Here is a 17,628-nt window from a genome sequence, read left to right on the forward strand (position 1 = left end):
AAAGCACTCAGGTTTTATAATTTGCTTTATTTATGGATTTCAGCATCGGGCTCAATGATCGGTTTACCTTCGCGTAAACTTTTGGCCGCTTCCGAATTCAGATTCATCAGAAGTTTATTGTACTTTCCATCGATGCTATAGCTCTGAATCAGTTTTTGGTCGCCATGCAGAGTTTCCACGCGATATTCATCAGCAATATTTAAAATGCCTTCTAAATTTGTCGAGGCAGAAGCGAAATCCTTGCCAAACAGATCATAAATATCCTGCAAGTTGAAATTAGGAGTGTTTTCCTCAGGATGCTTCACAATATAGTTTTCAAGATGTCGAACAAATAGCTGGGCATAGAGAAAATAATCAGGTTTATGGGTGAACTTTAAACTCATATATTCAATCCTTCTTGTTCATTTTTATGCTGTTTATAGGAATAACACAAAGCGATAAAGGGATGAAGTTGCAGATGCAAGTGGTTGCAAAAAGTACACAATTCACAGGCAGTAATTATATTTCAGTAGAATCAGCCATTAAAATAATTAAACTGATTTTGGAAAAAATAATGAATATATTGTTTTTGATTTATTAAAGCGATTATTTCGCAACATGGGCGATAGAACCTAGAAAAATCGGGTATTCGTCTAAAAAATCATCCAAAAGACTAAGGCTTATAAGCTAGCAAGTGAAATCCAAAATCAGGTACAATTGGCGGGATTAATTTTGTGTTTGGTGTATTTGAAGGCCAATACATACATTCTTTGTTAATACATAGGCCTGCCAGGAGTTATCCCCGCATGAGTGCCATTACTCCATACGAATGGGCAATTATTGCCTTCGTGATCGGCGTTACATTTTTATGCGTCTTTATGCTCACTGTCCCATTACTCCTCGGGGGTAAATCATGGGGCCGTGCTAAGCAGGAGCAGTTTGAGTCAGGCGTAGTCAGCGCAGGTGGAGCTCGTATCCGCTTGTCTGCAAAATTCTATTTAGTTGCAATCTTCTTCGTCGTATTCGATTTAGAAGCACTTTATCTATATGCATGGGCAGTTTCTGTTCGTGAAGTGGGTTGGATTGGTTTTGCAACTGCAGCTATCTTTATTTTAGTTTTACTTGTCGGTTTGATTTACGAATTATCCACCGGCGCACTTAACTGGGCACCTTCAGACAAACGTAAGGCGACAGGAGTTAAAACTAAGATTGGTTCGCCAAACATGGATATCGCAGAAATCACTCGCTTCAACTCAATTGAAGAATTGGTTATAGACCCGACTGGTCAAATTCCAGCTCAATCATCTGGTCGTGTGAAAGGTTCACCGGCTCCATTATCTGATAAGGAGTAACCCGGGATGAAATACACTCTAACCCGTGCGAATCCGGATGCTGATCAATATCCACTTCAGGAACGTATTGTTGTCGACGATCCGTTACTACAAGAAGAAGTGAATAAAAACGTATTCATGACTCGCTTAGAAGATGTGCTGCACACTGCAGTAAACTGGGGTCGTAAGAACTCAGTTTGGCCGTTCAACTTTGGTACATCTTGCTGCTACGTAGAGTATGCAACGACCTTAACTGGCGTGCATGACTTGTCACGTTTCGGTGCCGAAGTTATTCGTGCTTCACCGCGTCAGGCGGATTTGATGATTGTTGCAGGTACCTGCTTCGTGAAAATGGCTCCGGTGATTCAACGTCTGTATGAACAGATGCTTGAACCGAAATGGGTTATTTCAATGGGTGCATGTGCCAACTCAGGTGGTATGTACGACATTTATTCAGTTGTACAAGGCGTGGATAAAATTATTCCGGTAGATGTATACGTTCCGGGCTGCCCACCACGTCCTGAAGCATTGATCCAGGCATTAATGCTGTTACAAGACCAAATTCAATTAGAGCGTCGTCCGCTGTCTGCGGTAATCGGTGATGATCTTAAGCCAGTGTATAAGCCAAAGATGATACCGGAACGTGACCGTAAGAAAGACCAGCGTGTGGCTGTGAAGAACTTACGCTCTATGGATGAAATTAAATAATTTAAACGACCGGTTTTTTGTTGTGCACCCGCTATGGGTGTAGTTGTCGTTTAGGTTGACTGAATTTGTATTAAATAGGAAGCCAAGCCAATGGCTGAAACTGACATTGCTATGCCAGAATCAACAGCAGTTGATTCACGCCCAGCATTTGCCATCATTGAAGAGCTCAAAACCAAGTTTGGTGAGAACTTCTTTGTGCAAACGACTTTCGAGGATTTCCCGACAGTTTGGGTTGAGCGCGCACGTGTACAAGAAGTACTAATGTTCTTGCGTACCGTGCCACGTCCATACGTGATGCTATTCGACTTGTCTGCAGTAGATGAGCGTTTACGTACGCACCGTGACGGTTTGCCTGCGTCAGAATTCACAGTGTTCTATCATTTATTATCTTTAGAGCGTAACTGTGACATTCGTATTAAAGTTGCATTAAGCGACAGCGATCTGAATATTCCGACCGCAACGAATATCTGGCCAAATGCGAACTGGTATGAGCGTGAAGCTTATGACATGTTCGGCATCAATTTCGAAGGGCATCCAATGCTCCGTCGTATCTTGTTGCCAACCTACTGGGAAGGTCACCCGCTACGTAAAGAATATTCTGCACGTGCAACGGAATATACACCGTATATGCAGAACCAAGCCAAACAAGACTTCGAGCAAGAACACCTTCGCTTTGTTCCTGAAGATTGGGGCTTAAAGCGTGGTAATAAAGACGAAGACTTCATGTTCCTGAACTTGGGTCCTAACCACCCATCTGCGCACGGTGCGTTCCGTGTAATTTTGCAGTTGGATGGTGAAGAAGTGAAAGACTGTGTGCCAGATATTGGCTATCACCACCGTGGTGTGGAAAAGATGGCTGAACGTCAAACTTGGCATTCATTCATTCCTTATACTGACCGTGTGGACTACTTAGGTGGTTGTGCTCAAAACATGCCGTATGTGATGGGTGTGGAACAACTGGCAGGTATTACTGTGCCAGACCGCGCACAATGTATTCGTGTCATGATGTCGGAACTGTTCCGTATCAATAACCACTTGCTGTACATCGGTACTGCGATTCAGGATGCCGGCGGTATGACCCCAGTATTCTATATGTTCGCTGACCGTCAGAAAGTGTATGACATCGTGGAAGCGATTACTGGTTACCGTATGCATCCAGCATGGTTCCGTATCGGTGGTACTGCACATGATTTGCCAAATGGTTGGGAAAAACTGGTTCGAGACTTGCTCGACTGGATGCCTAAACGTTTGAACGAATACTATACTGCAGCACTGAAAAACTCTGTATTCATGGGTCGTACCCGTAATGTGGCTCAGTACGATGCGAAATCTGCATTGGCATGGGGTGTAACAGGTACTGGTCTGCGTGCGACAGGTATCGACTTTGATGTTCGTAAATACCGTCCATACAGTGGTTATGAAAACTATGACTTCGAAGTGCCAGTTGAGTACGAAGGCGATGCATATGCTCGTGTGATTGTTCACTTCCGTGAAATCGAACAGTCACTGAAAATCATTAAGCAGTGTCTAGAGAATATGCCTTCTGGCGCGTACAAAGCGGACCATCCGCTGGCTGTTCCACCACCAAAAGACAAAACATTACAAGATATTGAAACCTTGATTACGCACTTCTTAAGCGTTTCTTGGGGCCCTGTAATGCCTGCAGGTGAATCATCTGTGATGGCAGAGGTGGTGAAAGGTGCGTCGACTTATTATCTGACTTCAGACAAGTCAACCATGAGTTACCGTACCCGTATTCGTACACCAACTTTCACGCATTTACAGCAAATGCCTTCTGTGATTAACGGCAGTCTTGTATCTGACTTAATCATTTATTTAGCGACAATCGACGTCGTAATGGCTGACGTGGATCGCTAAGGGGTAAACGCATTATGATGATTTTGACTGATAAAAAGCCACGTGTGAATGTTGAAGGGATTTTAACTTCGGAAGAAATCCACGAAATTGAACATCACATTGGGCATTACCCGTACCCACGTGCAGCGTGTCTTGATGCGCTCAAATGTGTACAACGCCGTAATGGCTGGGTAGACGATGCTCAAATGAATGCCATCGCGCAAATGCTCAGCATGAGCCTTGCCGATTTGGAAGGGGTTGCAACGTTCTATAACCGTATTTACCGTCAGCCAGTGGGTCGTCACGTAATTTTACTGTGTGACTCAATTGCGTGTTTCTTGATGGGTGCGGAGACTTTAGCAGAAGCATTCCAGCGTGAATTGGGTATCCAGTTCGGCCAAACCACAGCGGATGGCCGTTTTACCTTGCTTCCAATTTGCTGCCTAGGTAACTGTGACAAAGGTCCAACCCTCATGATTGATGAAGACACTCACGGTCTCGTGGAAGTGACATCAATTAAACAGTTATTGGAGAAGTATGTATGAATACCGAACCAAAACCAATTTATGGCGACGGTAACCCGGAAACGCATCCACTGACTTGGCGTCTGAGCAAACAAGCAAATGTCCGTCACGTTGATGATTACGAAGCGCTTGAAGGCTATGCAGGCTTTAAAAAAGCCCTGTCTATGACACCGAAAGAAGTGCTGGAAGTTGTAAAAGCAGCAACCGTAAAAGGTCGTGGTGGTGCAGGCTTCCCGGCAGGGATCAAATGGTCGCTGATGGCGCCAAATGACAATTCAGGTCCACGTTACCTGATTTGTAATGCCGATGAGATGGAACCAGGTACCTTCAAAGACCGTCTGTTGATGGAAGATCTTCCTCACCAGCTGATCGAAGGTATGCTGATTGCAGCTTATACCCTTGAAGCAACTCAAGGTTATATCTTCATCCGTGGTGAATACATCGAAGCGGCGAAATACCTGAACGAAGCGCTTGAACAGGTTCGTGCCAAAGGTTATCTGGGTGACAACATCCTGGATTCTGGCTGGAGCTTCGAGTTACACGTGCATACCGGTGCGGGTCGTTATATCTGTGGTGAAGAAACTGCATTGATTAACTCGCTTGAAGGTCGCCGTGCAAACCCGCGTACCAAACCACCATTCCCGCAGGTTGCAGGTGCTTGGGGTCGTCCTACAATTGTGAACAACGTAGAGACCTACAACAACTTGCCAGCCATCATGTTGCGTGGCCCAGAATGGTACATCGGTCTGTCTGCAGGCAAATCGAAAGATCCTGGCACAAAAATTTATGGTGCTTCAGGTAGGGTGAAATTCCCGGGTCTATGGGAACTGCCATTCGGTACCACTGCACGTGAAGTGATTGAAGAACATGCTGGTGGTATGCGTGACGGCTTGAAGCTGAAAGCATGGTTACCCGGTGGTGCATCAACTGACTTCCTGGCTGCTGAGCATATCGATCTTCCGATGGATGCGGAAAGCATCATGAAAGCAGGTTCACGTCTGGGTACGTGTTTGCTCATGGTGGTTGATGAAACTCAATGTATGGTTTCAGCAACACGTAACCTAGAAGAATTCTTTGCGCGTGAATCATGTGGCTGGTGTACACCTTGCCGTGATGGCTTACCTTGGGCGGTGAAAGCGCTTAAAGCACTTGAAGATGGTACTGGCAAGAAAGAAGATATCGATCACTTACAAGAACTGACTCGTAAGCTTTGGATTGGTAAAACTTTCTGTGCTCACGCACCAGGTGCTATGGAACCGTTAATGGGCGCACTCAAACATTTCCGTGGCGAATTTGAAGCGAAAGTCGTAAATGCTGCCGCTCAAACCCGCAACGTAGAACAAGCTTAAGGAATTCGACTATGGCTACAATTCATGTCGATGGAAAATCGTATGAAGTCAACGGCTCGGAAAACTTGCTGCAAGCATGTTTGAGTCTTGGCATCGACATCCCATACTTTTGTTGGCATCCATCCTTAGGTTCTGTCGGTTCTTGCCGTCAATGTGCTGTGACTCAATACGCGAATCCAGAAGATACGCGTGGTCGTTTGGTCATGTCATGTATGACACCGGCTGCTGACAATACCTACATCTCGATTGAAGACAAAGAAGCGAAAGATTTCCGTGCTTCTGTTGTTGAATTCTTGATGACCAATCACCCGCACGACTGTCCAGTCTGTGAAGAAGGTGGTCACTGTCACCTGCAAGATATGACAGTAATGACTCAACACGACCGTCGTCGTTACCGTTTCACCAAACGTACGCACTACAACCAAGAACTTGGTTCGTTCATTGCGCACGAGATGAACCGTTGTATCGCATGTTACCGTTGTGTTCGTTATTACAAAGACTATGCGGGCGGTACAGATTTCGGCGTATATGCGAACGCTTCTCGCGTTTATTTCGGTCGTCCGGAATCAGGTACTTTGGAATCTGAATTCTCAGGTAACCTGACCGAAGTGTGTCCAACGGGTGTATTCACCGATAAGACTCACTCAGAACGCTATAACCGTAAATGGGACATGCAGTACGCACCAAGCGTATGTCATGGCTGTTCTTCAGGTTGTAACATCTCTCCAGGTGAGCGTTATGGCGAGCTTCGTCGCGTTGAAAACCGTTTCAACGGTGAAGTGAACCAATACTTCCTGTGCGATAAAGGCCGTTTCGGTACCGGTTATGTAAACCGTAAAGACCGTCCGCGTCAGCCACAGTTCCGTACTGGTACAAATGTAGAAACAGTTTCTGTTGATACTGCACTGGATACCGTAATTGCGAAAATCCAAGGCAAAAAAGTTCTGGGGATCGGCTCTCCACGTGCATCACTTGAAGCTAACTTCGCACTACGTGAATTAGTTGGTCAAGACAACTACTCAACCGGTATGGCTCAAAAAGAGCAAAATCTGGTTGAACTGGCTGCATCGATTATGCAAACCGAGGGTGTTTATAACCCGAACATGCGTGAAATCGAAAGCTATGATGCGGTACTGATTCTGGGTGAAGACCTGACTCAAACTGCGCCACGTATGGCTTTATCTGTTCGTCAAGCTGCGAAAAATAAAGGCAAGGAAATGGCTGCAGAGCGCCGTACCCAAGAATGGCTGGCTGAACCTGTACAACGTATTGCCCAAGATGCGAAATCTCCGATTTACATTCTGGCTGCAACACAAACACGTTTGTCTGACGTTGCGGAAGGTGAAGTGGTTGCTTCTCCAAACGATATCGCACGTTTAGGCTTCGCGATTGCTGCGGGCGTGAAAGGTGAAGTCATCACTGGTCTTGATGACGATGCGAAAGCATTTGCACAAACCATAGCAGATACGCTGAAAGCTGCGAAGAAGCCACTGATCATCTCTGGCACAAGTCTACAAGACGCAACTATCATGGAAGCTGCTGCACAAGTAGCACAAAACTTAGGTAATGCGGGCTTGACCTTGACTGTTCCTGAAGTGAACTCAATGGGGCTGGCAATCTTCGGTGGTCAAAGTCTTGAACAAGCATTTGCACAAGACTATGACACTGTCCTAATTGTAGAAAACGATCTATACCGTCGTTTACCAGTAGCTCAGGTTGATGCTGCGCTTGCAGGCAAACAGGTGATCGTATTGGATCACTCTGAAACTGCGACTGTGAAGAAAGCCAATATTGTATTGTCTGCTGCTTCATTTGCTGAAGGTGATGGTACTGTCGTTTCTCAAGAAGGCCGTGCACAACGTTTCTACCAAGTGTATGACCCTAACTACTACAACCCGGAACTGGCAATCAAAGAATCTTGGCGCTGGTTACACGCACTGGAAACAGGCGTACAAGGCAAAGCGATTTCTTGGACTGTGCTGGATGATGTGATCGAGTCAGTAGCAAGCAACGTTCCTGCACTTGAAGGTATTCTGGATGTAGCACCAGATGCAGGCTTTCGTGTCCATGGTCTGAAAGTGGCACGTGAACCACGTCGTTATTCAGGTCGTACTTCGATGCGTGCGCCATTGTCTGTACATGAGCCGAAACAGCCTACTGATAAAGACAGTGCATTAACATTCTCTATGGAAGGTTATGTCGGTGATGAGACTCCATCTTCACTGGTACCATTTGCTTGGGCTGCAGGCTGGAACTCACCACAAGCCTGGAACAAATACCAGGATGAAGTGGGCGGTCACTTAAAAGGCGGTGATTCAGGCGTTCGTTTATTCGACCGTTTACCAAAACGTCCAGCACGTAGCTTCGTTGCACCAGCACCTGTGCTTGTAAATGCTGAAAGCTTCCGTCTGGTACCAATGCATCACATCTTTGCATCTGGCGAGTTCACCATTAAAACTCCGGCAATGGAATCACGTATTCCTGACGCAGTATTTGCAGTGGGCGAACAGGATGCTACACGCTTGAACCTGCAAGACGGTCAGAAGATCACTGTGAAAGCAGGCGAGGCTTCAATCGTTCTTCCTGTACAAGTGATTGAATACTTACCAACAGGTTATATTGGCTACCCAATTGGTCTTGCACCAACGGTATCTCTTGCAGAGCCTGTTTCAGTCGCGGTAGGAGCGTAATTCATGGAACAAGAATTAATCCGTCAAACGCCGCTGTGGGCTGAAAACTGGCCAATCGCCTATTCAGTACTTCAAGCGATCGTGATCTTACTGGTTGTAGTACTGATCGCTGCGTTGATGTCTTTTATTGAACGTCGTTTACTCGGCTTATGGCAAGACCGTTACGGTCCGAACCGTGTCGGTCCGGGCGGTATGTTCCAGATTGTTGCCGACATGCTGAAAATCATGTTCAAGGAAGACTGGACACCAAAATTTGCTGATAAATTGACTTTCCGTATGGCTCCAGCAGTTGCGATGGCAACTGCGGTGCTGTCATTCATGGTTATTCCTGTATCACCTTATCTAGGTGTTGCAGACATGAGTATCGGTTTGTTGTTCTTCATGGCAATGGCAGGTATTGCGGTATATGCAGTACTGTTTGGTGGTTGGTCTTCTAACAACAAATACGCATTGCTTGGTGGTCTACGTTCAGCAGCACAAACTATTTCTTATGAAGTGTTCCTGGGTATTTCCCTGATGGGTGTAGTGGCAATTGCCGGTTCATTCAACATGCGTGAAATCGTAGAAGCACAGAAAGATGTATGGTTTATCATTCCTCAGTTCTTAGGCTTCCTGATCTTCGTGGTTGCAGGTGTTGCGGTAACTCACCGTCACCCATTTGACCAACCAGAAGCGGAACAGGAACTGGCGGAAGGTTACCACGTAGAATATGGCGGTATGAAATGGGGTATGTTCTTCGTTGCGGAATACGTGAACGTAGTACTGATCTCTGCATTGATCGTAACCCTGTTCTTCGGTGGCTGGTTAGCACCATTTGGTTTTGATTTCCTTCCACCAGCATTCTGGTTCATTATTAAAACAGCATTCTTCGTAATGATGTTTGTATTGGCGCGTGGTTCTTTAATGCGTCCACGTTATGACCAAGTGATGAACTTTGGTTGGAAAATTTGCTTGCCATTGGCGTTGGTTAACCTTTTGGTGACTGGTGCTGTGATTCTGTTGAATCAGGCCTAAGACAGCAGGGAGAACAAAATGTTTAAATTTCTAGCTGGATTCGGGTCAATCGTTCGTACGTTGTTTATGGTATTTACCCATGCAACGCGCAAACGTGACACCATTTTATATCCGGAAGTGCCAGCCGAAGAAATCGTGCCACCACGTTTCCGTGGTCGTATCGTATTAACGCGTGACCCAGATGGCGAAGAGCGTTGTGTGGCATGTAACCTGTGTGCGGTTGCATGTCCGGTAGGCTGTATTTCACTCCAAAAAGCAGAACGTGAAGATGGTCGTTGGTATCCGGAATTTTTCCGTATCAACTTCTCTCGTTGTATTTTCTGCGGCATGTGTGAAGAAGCATGTCCTACGACTGCGATTCAAATGACACCAGATTTCGAATTAGGCGAATATGTTCGTCAAGACCTAGTCTACGAAAAAGAACACTTGCTGATTTCTGGTCCTGGTAAATATCCTGACTATAACTTCTACCGTGTAACCGGTATGGCAGTTGCTGGTAAGGACAAAGGTCAGGCACAGCGTGAAAGTGCACCTGTTGATGTACGGAGTCTATTACCATGATGTGGCCATTTTATTTAATGGCCCTTGTGGCCATCGTCTCTACGGTTCGTGTGGTAACTAACACGAATCCGGTACATGCTTTATTAAGCCTGATCGTTTCACTCCTTGCTGTAGCAGGACTGTTCCTGATCGTGGGTGCACCCTTTGCGGGTGCGCTTGAAGTCATCGTTTATGCTGGTGCGATCATGGTGTTATTCGTGTTCGTGGTAATGATGCTGAACCTGGGCGAACAGACTGTTGCTCAGGAACGCAAATGGTTGACTTCATCGGCTTGGGCTTATCCGGCATTGATGAGCTTCCTGATTGGTCTGATCCTGGTTTGGGTACTTAAATCAGATTACGTGCAGCCTTCAATGGTAATGGGCACTGAAATGGTCGGTCCTAAAGCGGTAGGTCAATCACTCTTTACGCAATACTTATTGTTGGTAGAAGTTGCCGCGATGTTATTGCTTGCATCACTTGTTGCAGCATTCCATTTGGGTAAACGTGAACCAGGTGCAGAAGAGGAACAACAATAATGGGCAACATTCCTTTAGAGCATGGTTTGATCGTTGCATCCATTCTTTTTGCACTGGGTTTTTACGGTGTAATGGTGCGACGCAACCTGCTATTCATTTTAATGAGCCTTGAAATCATGATGAATGCCGCTGCTTTGGCATTCGTCCTGGCGGGCAGTGCATGGGCACAGCCTGATGGTCAAATCATGTTTATTCTGATTCTGACCCTTGCTGCGGCAGAGGCATGTATCGGTCTTGCGATCGTCCTTCAGTTCTATCATCGCTTCCATCATCTGGATGTGGATGCTGCTAGTGAGATGCGCGGATGAGTTATTTATATCTAACAATTTTATTCCCGCTCATTGGCTTCGTCCTTTTAGCGGCAGGGCGTCATAAGCTTCCTGAAACAGTTGCAGCCATTATTGGTGTAGGGGCTGTGGGGTTATCGGCATTGTTCGCACTCATTGCGGGTATGGACTTTGTCAACACTGGTTCTACCGCAGTAGTACAACCTCTTTGGACCTGGTTCAATGTCGATGGTTTTGCACCGGGCATTAGCCTGCACCTGGACGGTTTGTCTCTGTTAATGCTGGGCATGGTGACAGGCGTTGGTTTCCTGATCCATATCTTTGCATCATGGTACATGCGTGGTGAACAAGACTTCGCACGTTTCTTCTCTTACTTCAACCTGTTCGTTGCAAGCATGTTATTGCTGGTACTGGGTGACAACCTGGCGTTGTTATTCCTGGGTTGGGAAGGTGTAGGTCTGTGTTCTTACCTGCTGATTGGTTATTACTACCAAAACCCTGCAAACGGTGTGGCAGCGATCAAGGCATTTACCGTTACCCGTATTGGTGACGTATTCCTGTTGATCGCCATGTTCTTGCTGTTCCAGCAATTCGGTACATTGAATACTCAGTACATCGTAGAAAATGCTGCGACTGTGATGACTCAAAGCTCATCATTGACCATCTGGACTGCACTAATGTTGTTCCTAGGTGCTGCTGGTAAATCTGCGCAGATCCCGTTACAAACATGGTTGGCAGATGCGATGGCAGGTCCGACTCCTGTTTCTGCATTGATCCACGCTGCGACAATGGTAACAGCAGGTGTTTACCTGTGCTGTCGTCTATTCACAGTATTTGAGCTTGCGCCTGAAGTGATGATGTTCATCTCGATTACTGGTGCGGTGACATTACTGGTAGCTGGTTTTGCTGCATTGGTACAAACAGACATCAAACGTATTTTGGCTTACTCAACGATGAGTCAGTTGGGCTACATGTTTATGGCTGTAGGTGCTGAAGCATACCAGGCGGGTCTGTTCCACATGCTAACTCACGCATTCTTCAAGGCATTATTATTCTTGTCTTCTGGTGCCGTGATTCTGGCTTACCACCACGAACAAAACATCTTCAAGATGGGCGGTCTGTTCTACAAGAACAAGTTCCTGTTTGCATGTTTCGCCATTGGTGGCGGTGCATTGGCTGCAATTCCATTCATCACTGTGGGCTTCTTCTCAAAAGATGCAATCCTGGGTGCGGTATGGGTACAAGGTCAATCAATCGCAGTTTACAGCACACTTTACTGGGTGGGTGTAATCGGTGCGTTCCTGACTTCGATCTATACATTCCGTCTAATCTGGGTTGTATTCTTCGGTAAAGAAAACACACCTTACCACGCAATCAAGGGTGTAACTTACTGGGGTCCATTGGCAATTCTTGCAGTACTTTCAACTTTCGTGGGTGCGGCATTAAAAGCGCCTGTGGAAAGCATTTTGAATGCGGCTAAACTTCCTGCATTTGAAATTCCGGAAGCACTTGAACATGGCATGCATACTGCAGAGTACACAGCAGTAGGTATTGCACTGGTAGGTCTTGCAATTGGCGTAGTGCTGTTTGCTTTTGCTTACAATGCTGTGAAATCTTTTGCGAAAACTTCTCTGGGTGCGGGTCTTGCCAACATCTGCCGTAATGCACTTGGTTTCGACAAGCTGTATGACATCGTTTTTGTGAAGCCTTATTTGTTCTTCGCGAAACTGTTCGGCCGTGATCCAATTGATGGCTTCTGGCTAGTGCTACCTGCACTGGTTAAAGGTGGTCATAGCTTTACCAGTTCACGTCAAACAGGTTCACTGCGTGAATATGCATCTAGTATGGGGCTCGGTGTCGTTGTCCTACTGATGATCTTGCTCGTGATTCAGGTAGTGGGGAAATAAAATGGAAGCTCCAAACAATATTATTTTGCCGGCTCTGATCCTCATTCCGTTCATTGCAGGTTTTATTTGCTGGTTGGTCGATAAACTCGACCAACACCTTCCGCGTTATATCGCGCTGATTGGTATGTTAGTGACGCTGGTCTTGACCATCGTCCTTTGGCAGTCGGGTACTTATAACTATGAACTTGGCGGTGCGGCTCCTACGTGGGCAGCCGAGTTCAAATTGCCTTGGATTCAAACCCTGGGCATTAACATTCACCTTGCGGTGGATGGTTTGTCTTTACTGATGGTTGGCTTGACTGCACTCCTTGGTGTGCTGGCAGTAGGCTGTTCATGGGGTGAGATTCAGAAAAACGTTGGTTTCTTCCACCTGAACCTTTTATGGTCTCTGGGTGGTGTAATCGGTGTATTCCTGGCAATTGACCTGTTCCTGTTCTTCTTCTTCTGGGAGATGATGCTGGTGCCGATCTACTTCCTGATCGCACTTTGGGGTCATAAAGGGGCAGAAGGCAAGTCCCGTGTATACGCTGCAACCAAGTTCTTCATCTACACACAGGTGGCTGGTTTAGTCATGCTGATTGGTATCCTCGGTCTGGTGACTGTAGGCTACACCATGACTGGTCAAATCCGTTTCGACTATAACTACCTGATGGGTGTAGCGAACATGCTGGATACACAAGCGCCAGCAGTTGCTTATGCATTCATGATCTGCCTATTCATCGGTTTTGCAGTAAAACTTCCAGTTTTCCCATTACACGGCTGGTTACCAGATGCGCATGCGCAAGCACCAACAGCGGGTTCTGTTGACCTTGCAGGTATCCTGATTAAAACTGCTGCGTACGGTTTACTGCGTTTCGTTATGCCGTTCTTCCCGGCAGCTTCGGCTCAGTTTGCAGACATTGCGATCATTCTGGGTCTGATTGGTATTTTCTACGGTGCATGGTGTGCATTCCAGCAAACCGACATGAAACGTCTGTTAGCCTACACATCTATTTCACACATGGGCTTCGTTCTACTTGCACTTTATGCAGGTAACGTACTGACTTTCCAAGGTCTGATGATCATGATGCTGGCTCACGGCCTGTCATCTGCGGCATTGTTCATTATGTGTGGTCAGGTGTACGAACGTGTTCACACACGTGACATGCGTCTCATGGGGGGGATGCGCGGTCAGTTCCCATACTTAGCATTCTTCCTGATGTTCTTCGTAGCAGCGTTGGTGGGTATTCCTGGTCTAGGTAACTTCATCGGTGAATTCCTGATCCTGATGGGTGCATTTGGTCAATATCCGACTTATACAATCCTTGCTGCAATCAGCTTGGTGTTTGCTGGTCTGTACGGTCTGATCATGATTCACAAGTCACTGTTTGGTACGCCAAACGAAGAGCAAAAGCAGCATTACACGAATCCGCTGAAAGATTTAAATACGCGTGAAGTGGTAATCCTGTTGATCTGTGCGTTTGGTCTGTTATGGCTTGGTCTATACCCACAAAGCTTCCTTGATATTTCAAACTCAAGCATGGCGTGGTTAGCAAATAGCTACATTCCTGTGTCTGAAGCAGCTGATGCTGTGCAGCAAGCTGCCGTTTCAGCTGAAAATGTGGAGATCCAATAAGCCATGAACTTCACAATGTCTTTTTCTGAGCTTATGCCCCTAGCACCTGTGATGATCGTGGCGTTGACTGCGATCGTTGCAATGCTGGTGACAGCAGTTAAGCGTAACCACAACCTGGTTGCGACGACGACAGTTATTGGTTTAAACTTGGCTGCGTTATATATGATCTTCGTCCTGTTGGCGGGTAAATTTGCACCTGCCAACGTGATGAACCTGTTCATCGTAGATCCGTTTACGATGCTGTACCAGTTTGTGATCCTGATTGCTGCACTTGCGTGTAGCACACTGTCACATGCATACATTGAAACCTATAAAGACAACCGCGAAGAACTCTACATCTTGATGTTGTGTTCGGTTGCGGGTGCAATGTTGATGGTGGCAAGCACGCACTATGCTTCATTCTTCATCAGCCTTGAGTTAATGTCGATTCCGGTTTACGGCCTGTTGGCATATACACATCAACGTTCTCAGTCGCTTGAAGCGGGTGTGAAATACTTGGTATTGTCAGCAACTGCATCTGCAATGCTGCTGATGGGTATGGCTTACATCTATGCGTACACAGGTACACTGAACTTCACTGCTGAACCAGGCAAAATGTTCTCTGCATTTAGCCAGCCAGCTGTGGTAATCGGTCTTGCGCTAATTGTCTTTGCTGTGGCATTCAAACTATCGCTTGCACCATTCCACAAGTGGACACCAGACGTATATGCAGGCGCTCCATCACCAGTTGCAACTTTCCTTGCGACTGTTGCAAAAGTAGCAATGTTGGGTCTGTTTGTGCGTTATGTATTGTCTTCAGGTTTAATCTTGGCAGACAGCTTCGTCACCATCATTACGATCCTTGCAGTGCTTTCGATTCTTGCTGGTAACTTGCTGGCAGTGAAACAGGTGAACCTGAAACGTATCCTTGCATATTCTTCAATTGCTCACTTCGGTTATGTACTGGTTGCCATCGTTTCTGCACGTAACTCTGACTTCCTGCAAATCCAGGGCTTCGCGACATTTGAAAGCGTGAATGTGTATATCATCACTTATGTGTTGACGACAATCGGTGCATTCGGTGTAGTAACCCTAATGTCTAGTCCGTACAACAACACCGATGAAGCAGGTAGTTTGGCTGAGTACCGTGGTCTGTTCTGGCGCCGTCCAGTATTGACTGCTGTATTAACGGTGATGATGCTGTCTCTTGCTGGTATTCCATTAACAGCAGGCTTTATTGGTAAGTTCCTGGTTATAAAAACTGCGGTAGCAGGCGAGTCTTGGTTCCTTGCTGCAATGGTCATCCTGGGTTCAGGTATTGGTCTGTATTACTACCTGCGTGTAATGGTGGTAATGTACATGACTCCACCAGAAACGCCTCGTCTTGACGCTGTAAATCACTGGGGTCAAAAAGTGGGTGGTATTATGGTGCTGGCAGTGGCTGCACTGGTACTGATCCTGGGTGTTTATCCAGATCCAATGATTGCATTCTCTAAGCTTGCTTTCTTTGCAATCTCACCTGAGCTTCAACAGTTCATTTTCACTCTGGTGCAAAGCGGTTATAACTAATTAATCGAAAGATTAGAACGTTATTACAAAAAAAGCCTCCTCGATAGGGGGCTTTTTTATTTATATAAAAACGAAAATCGCTTTATAATAAGCAGCAATTTATCTTTAACCTTTTAGGTGTTCTCCCGTGGCTATCCATGAAATCCGTCATCCTTTAATCCGACATAAACTCGGTTTACTTCGTCGTGCAGACATCAGTACAAAGAACTTTCGTGAGCTGGCTCAAGAAGTGACCATGCTCTTGACTTATGAAGCGACCAAGGATCTTCCTGTTGTTGAGCATGAAATTGACGGTTGGAACGGCTCAGTCACTGTAGACCGTATCGCTGGTAAGAAAATTACCGTTGTGCCAATTCTACGCGCCGGCATTGGTATGCTGGATGGTTTTCTGAACCTGATTCCAAGCGCTAAAGTATCTGTACTGGGTCTTGAGCGTGATGAAGAAACTTTAGAAGCACGGACTTACTATAAAAAACTGGTACCAGATGTACAAAACCGTATTGCGATGATTATTGATCCAATGCTAGCGACGGGTTCTTCTCTGGTGGCTGCAATTGATGTGCTGAAAGCAAGCGGCTGTAAAGACATTCGTGTGATGGTACTGGTTGCTGCACCAGAAGGTATTAAACGTGTTGAAGCAGCACATCCAGATGTGGTGATCTTTACGGCTGCGGTGGACGATGGCTTGAATGAAAATGGTTACATCGTTCCAGGTCTGGGCGATGCGGGTGACAAGATTTTTGGTTCGGTTCAAAAAGACTGATTTTTGAAGATGAACAGGAAAGGGGCTTTTATAGCCTCTTTTTTATATACTGAACAATATAATGGTCAGATTAGGGTACGTAAATGAGTTCTGAACAATATCAAGGCAAAGTCAAACAATACAATGCAGAGAAGGGCTTTGGTTTTATTTCATCTCCAGAAGGTGATGTATTTTTCCATATCTCGGATTTTCCTGCAGACTCAGGTGAGCCAAAGCGTAATGATCGGGTAAAGTTTAATGTGGTTCAAAATGGTGATAAGTACAAAGCTATTAAAATTGAACGCGTAGCTGATAAGTCCAAGAAAGCGAAAAAAGCCCAGGCTGTCGCGGTAAATACTTCAATTACCACTGAATTATTGTCTAGCTTAAAACGTTAAATTTTTACTTTCCATTTAAACTGAAAAGGGGCTTTAGAGCCTCTTTTTATTTGATTTTTATTTAATGTAATTTTATAACGGTTTTTTTAACTTAAATGCTATGCGATGTTGCTAAAACAATAAAATACCTACTAAAGCTCACAATATATCTTATGGCCTTCCACTTAAAATACGCATCTATGATGATTCAGGGACATATATCATGTTTACAGATGGAAGAGTTAAAACCTATGACTCCCTAAGCGGGACCGGAAGCATTGAACTGGCAAACACGGCACAGGAGTTAGGTTTCCAGTTACAGCAATTACCTTCACCTGAAATAATGCCTCAAGTTGGAGAGCGGCTTAAATTCAGAATCATTGAAGAACAGAATAAGATTCAATTGGACAATATGGTGCGTCTAGATATCAAACCCCAAGAGGAATTTGTTCCTGAAGTAGTCGTACTACCATCTCTAGCACCTGCCATGGTGGCTGTTCCAGTACGTAACAGTATTTTCTTTAGTCCTACACTCTGGCTGGCTTTTGTATCAGCGCTTGGCTTCATGATATTTGGAGAAATTTAGGTCAGTCTTCAGTTTTTAATAAGATATGTGTCCCA

The 17,628-nt window shown here is 45.6% G+C and carries 17 protein-coding genes; 16 read left to right on the plus strand and 1 reads right to left on the minus strand.

Annotated features, from left to right (window positions below):
* Positions 1 to 26: 26 nt before the first annotated feature.
* Complete coding sequence (locus C8322_RS03010; protein ID WP_071321034.1) at positions 27 to 383, minus strand: hypothetical protein; 357 nt, start codon at positions 381 to 383, stop codon at positions 27 to 29.
* A gap of 402 nt (positions 384 to 785) precedes the next feature.
* Between C8322_RS03010 and C8322_RS03015 the strand changes: the two genes are divergently transcribed.
* The 16 genes from C8322_RS03015 to C8322_RS03090 all read left to right on the plus strand — a co-directional run bounded on the left by C8322_RS03015 (position 786) and on the right by C8322_RS03090 (position 17,593).
* Positions 786 to 1,331, plus strand: a complete 546-nt coding sequence (locus tag C8322_RS03015; protein WP_004814675.1) for an NADH-quinone oxidoreductase subunit A — start codon at positions 786 to 788, stop codon at positions 1,329 to 1,331.
* A 6-nt stretch (positions 1,332 to 1,337) separates the two neighbouring features.
* Complete coding sequence (locus tag C8322_RS03020; RefSeq protein WP_111810375.1) at positions 1,338 to 2,018, plus strand: NuoB/complex I 20 kDa subunit family protein; 681 nt, start codon at positions 1,338 to 1,340, stop codon at positions 2,016 to 2,018.
* 90 nt (positions 2,019 to 2,108) lie between these two features.
* On the plus strand, positions 2,109 to 3,896 hold the full coding sequence (nuoC, locus tag C8322_RS03025) for an NADH-quinone oxidoreductase subunit C/D (RefSeq protein ID WP_008307459.1): 1,788 nt from the start codon (positions 2,109 to 2,111) through the stop codon (positions 3,894 to 3,896).
* Between the two features lie 14 nt (positions 3,897 to 3,910).
* Complete coding sequence (gene nuoE, locus C8322_RS03030) at positions 3,911 to 4,420, plus strand: NADH-quinone oxidoreductase subunit NuoE (protein ID WP_004785086.1); 510 nt, start codon at positions 3,911 to 3,913, stop codon at positions 4,418 to 4,420.
* Positions 4,417 to 5,748: an NADH-quinone oxidoreductase subunit NuoF gene (nuoF, locus tag C8322_RS03035; protein ID WP_104425821.1), complete on the plus strand. Its 1,332-nt coding sequence runs from the start codon at positions 4,417 to 4,419 to the stop codon at positions 5,746 to 5,748. Before nuoE ends, nuoF begins: the two co-directional genes overlap by 4 nt.
* Before the next feature lie 11 nt (positions 5,749 to 5,759).
* Positions 5,760 to 8,438: an NADH-quinone oxidoreductase subunit NuoG gene (gene nuoG / locus C8322_RS03040; RefSeq protein WP_104425822.1), complete on the plus strand. Its 2,679-nt coding sequence runs from the start codon at positions 5,760 to 5,762 to the stop codon at positions 8,436 to 8,438.
* Between the two features lie 3 nt (positions 8,439 to 8,441).
* Complete coding sequence (gene nuoH / locus C8322_RS03045) at positions 8,442 to 9,452, plus strand: NADH-quinone oxidoreductase subunit NuoH (protein ID WP_104425823.1); 1,011 nt, start codon at positions 8,442 to 8,444, stop codon at positions 9,450 to 9,452.
* A gap of 18 nt (positions 9,453 to 9,470) precedes the next feature.
* On the plus strand, positions 9,471 to 10,013 hold the full coding sequence (nuoI, locus tag C8322_RS03050; protein ID WP_004785079.1) for an NADH-quinone oxidoreductase subunit NuoI: 543 nt from the start codon (positions 9,471 to 9,473) through the stop codon (positions 10,011 to 10,013).
* The gene (gene nuoJ, locus C8322_RS03055; protein WP_171056685.1) at positions 10,013 to 10,531 is read left to right on the plus strand and encodes an NADH-quinone oxidoreductase subunit J; all 519 of its coding nucleotides are present in this window, start codon (positions 10,013 to 10,015) and stop codon (positions 10,529 to 10,531) included. Before nuoI ends, nuoJ begins: the two co-directional genes overlap by 1 nt.
* The gene (nuoK, locus tag C8322_RS03060) at positions 10,531 to 10,839 is read left to right on the plus strand and encodes an NADH-quinone oxidoreductase subunit NuoK (RefSeq protein WP_004280769.1); all 309 of its coding nucleotides are present in this window, start codon (positions 10,531 to 10,533) and stop codon (positions 10,837 to 10,839) included. Before nuoJ ends, nuoK begins: the two co-directional genes overlap by 1 nt.
* A complete protein-coding gene (gene nuoL / locus C8322_RS03065) occupies positions 10,836 to 12,725 on the plus strand; it encodes an NADH-quinone oxidoreductase subunit L (RefSeq protein ID WP_104425824.1) in 1,890 nt (629 codons plus the stop codon). Before nuoK ends, nuoL begins: the two co-directional genes overlap by 4 nt.
* Position 12,726: 1 nt before the next feature.
* Positions 12,727 to 14,340, plus strand: a complete 1,614-nt coding sequence (nuoM, locus tag C8322_RS03070) for an NADH-quinone oxidoreductase subunit M (RefSeq protein WP_111810376.1) — start codon at positions 12,727 to 12,729, stop codon at positions 14,338 to 14,340.
* 3 nt (positions 14,341 to 14,343) lie between these two features.
* Positions 14,344 to 15,888, plus strand: a complete 1,545-nt coding sequence (nuoN, locus tag C8322_RS03075; RefSeq protein WP_005223070.1) for an NADH-quinone oxidoreductase subunit NuoN — start codon at positions 14,344 to 14,346, stop codon at positions 15,886 to 15,888.
* A 127-nt stretch (positions 15,889 to 16,015) separates the two neighbouring features.
* Positions 16,016 to 16,651, plus strand: coding sequence for a uracil phosphoribosyltransferase (gene upp / locus C8322_RS03080; protein WP_004814701.1), 636 nt, complete (start codon positions 16,016 to 16,018; stop codon positions 16,649 to 16,651).
* 83 nt (positions 16,652 to 16,734) lie between these two features.
* Complete coding sequence (locus C8322_RS03085) at positions 16,735 to 17,028, plus strand: cold shock domain-containing protein (RefSeq protein ID WP_103799631.1); 294 nt, start codon at positions 16,735 to 16,737, stop codon at positions 17,026 to 17,028.
* 202 nt (positions 17,029 to 17,230) lie between these two features.
* Complete coding sequence (locus tag C8322_RS03090) at positions 17,231 to 17,593, plus strand: hypothetical protein (protein WP_103799632.1); 363 nt, start codon at positions 17,231 to 17,233, stop codon at positions 17,591 to 17,593.
* The last annotated feature ends 35 nt before the right edge of the window (positions 17,594 to 17,628 follow it).

Origin of the sequence: Acinetobacter sp. SM1B (assembly GCF_003289665.1) — a bacterium.
Classification (GTDB): domain Bacteria; phylum Pseudomonadota; class Gammaproteobacteria; order Pseudomonadales; family Moraxellaceae; genus Acinetobacter; species Acinetobacter schindleri.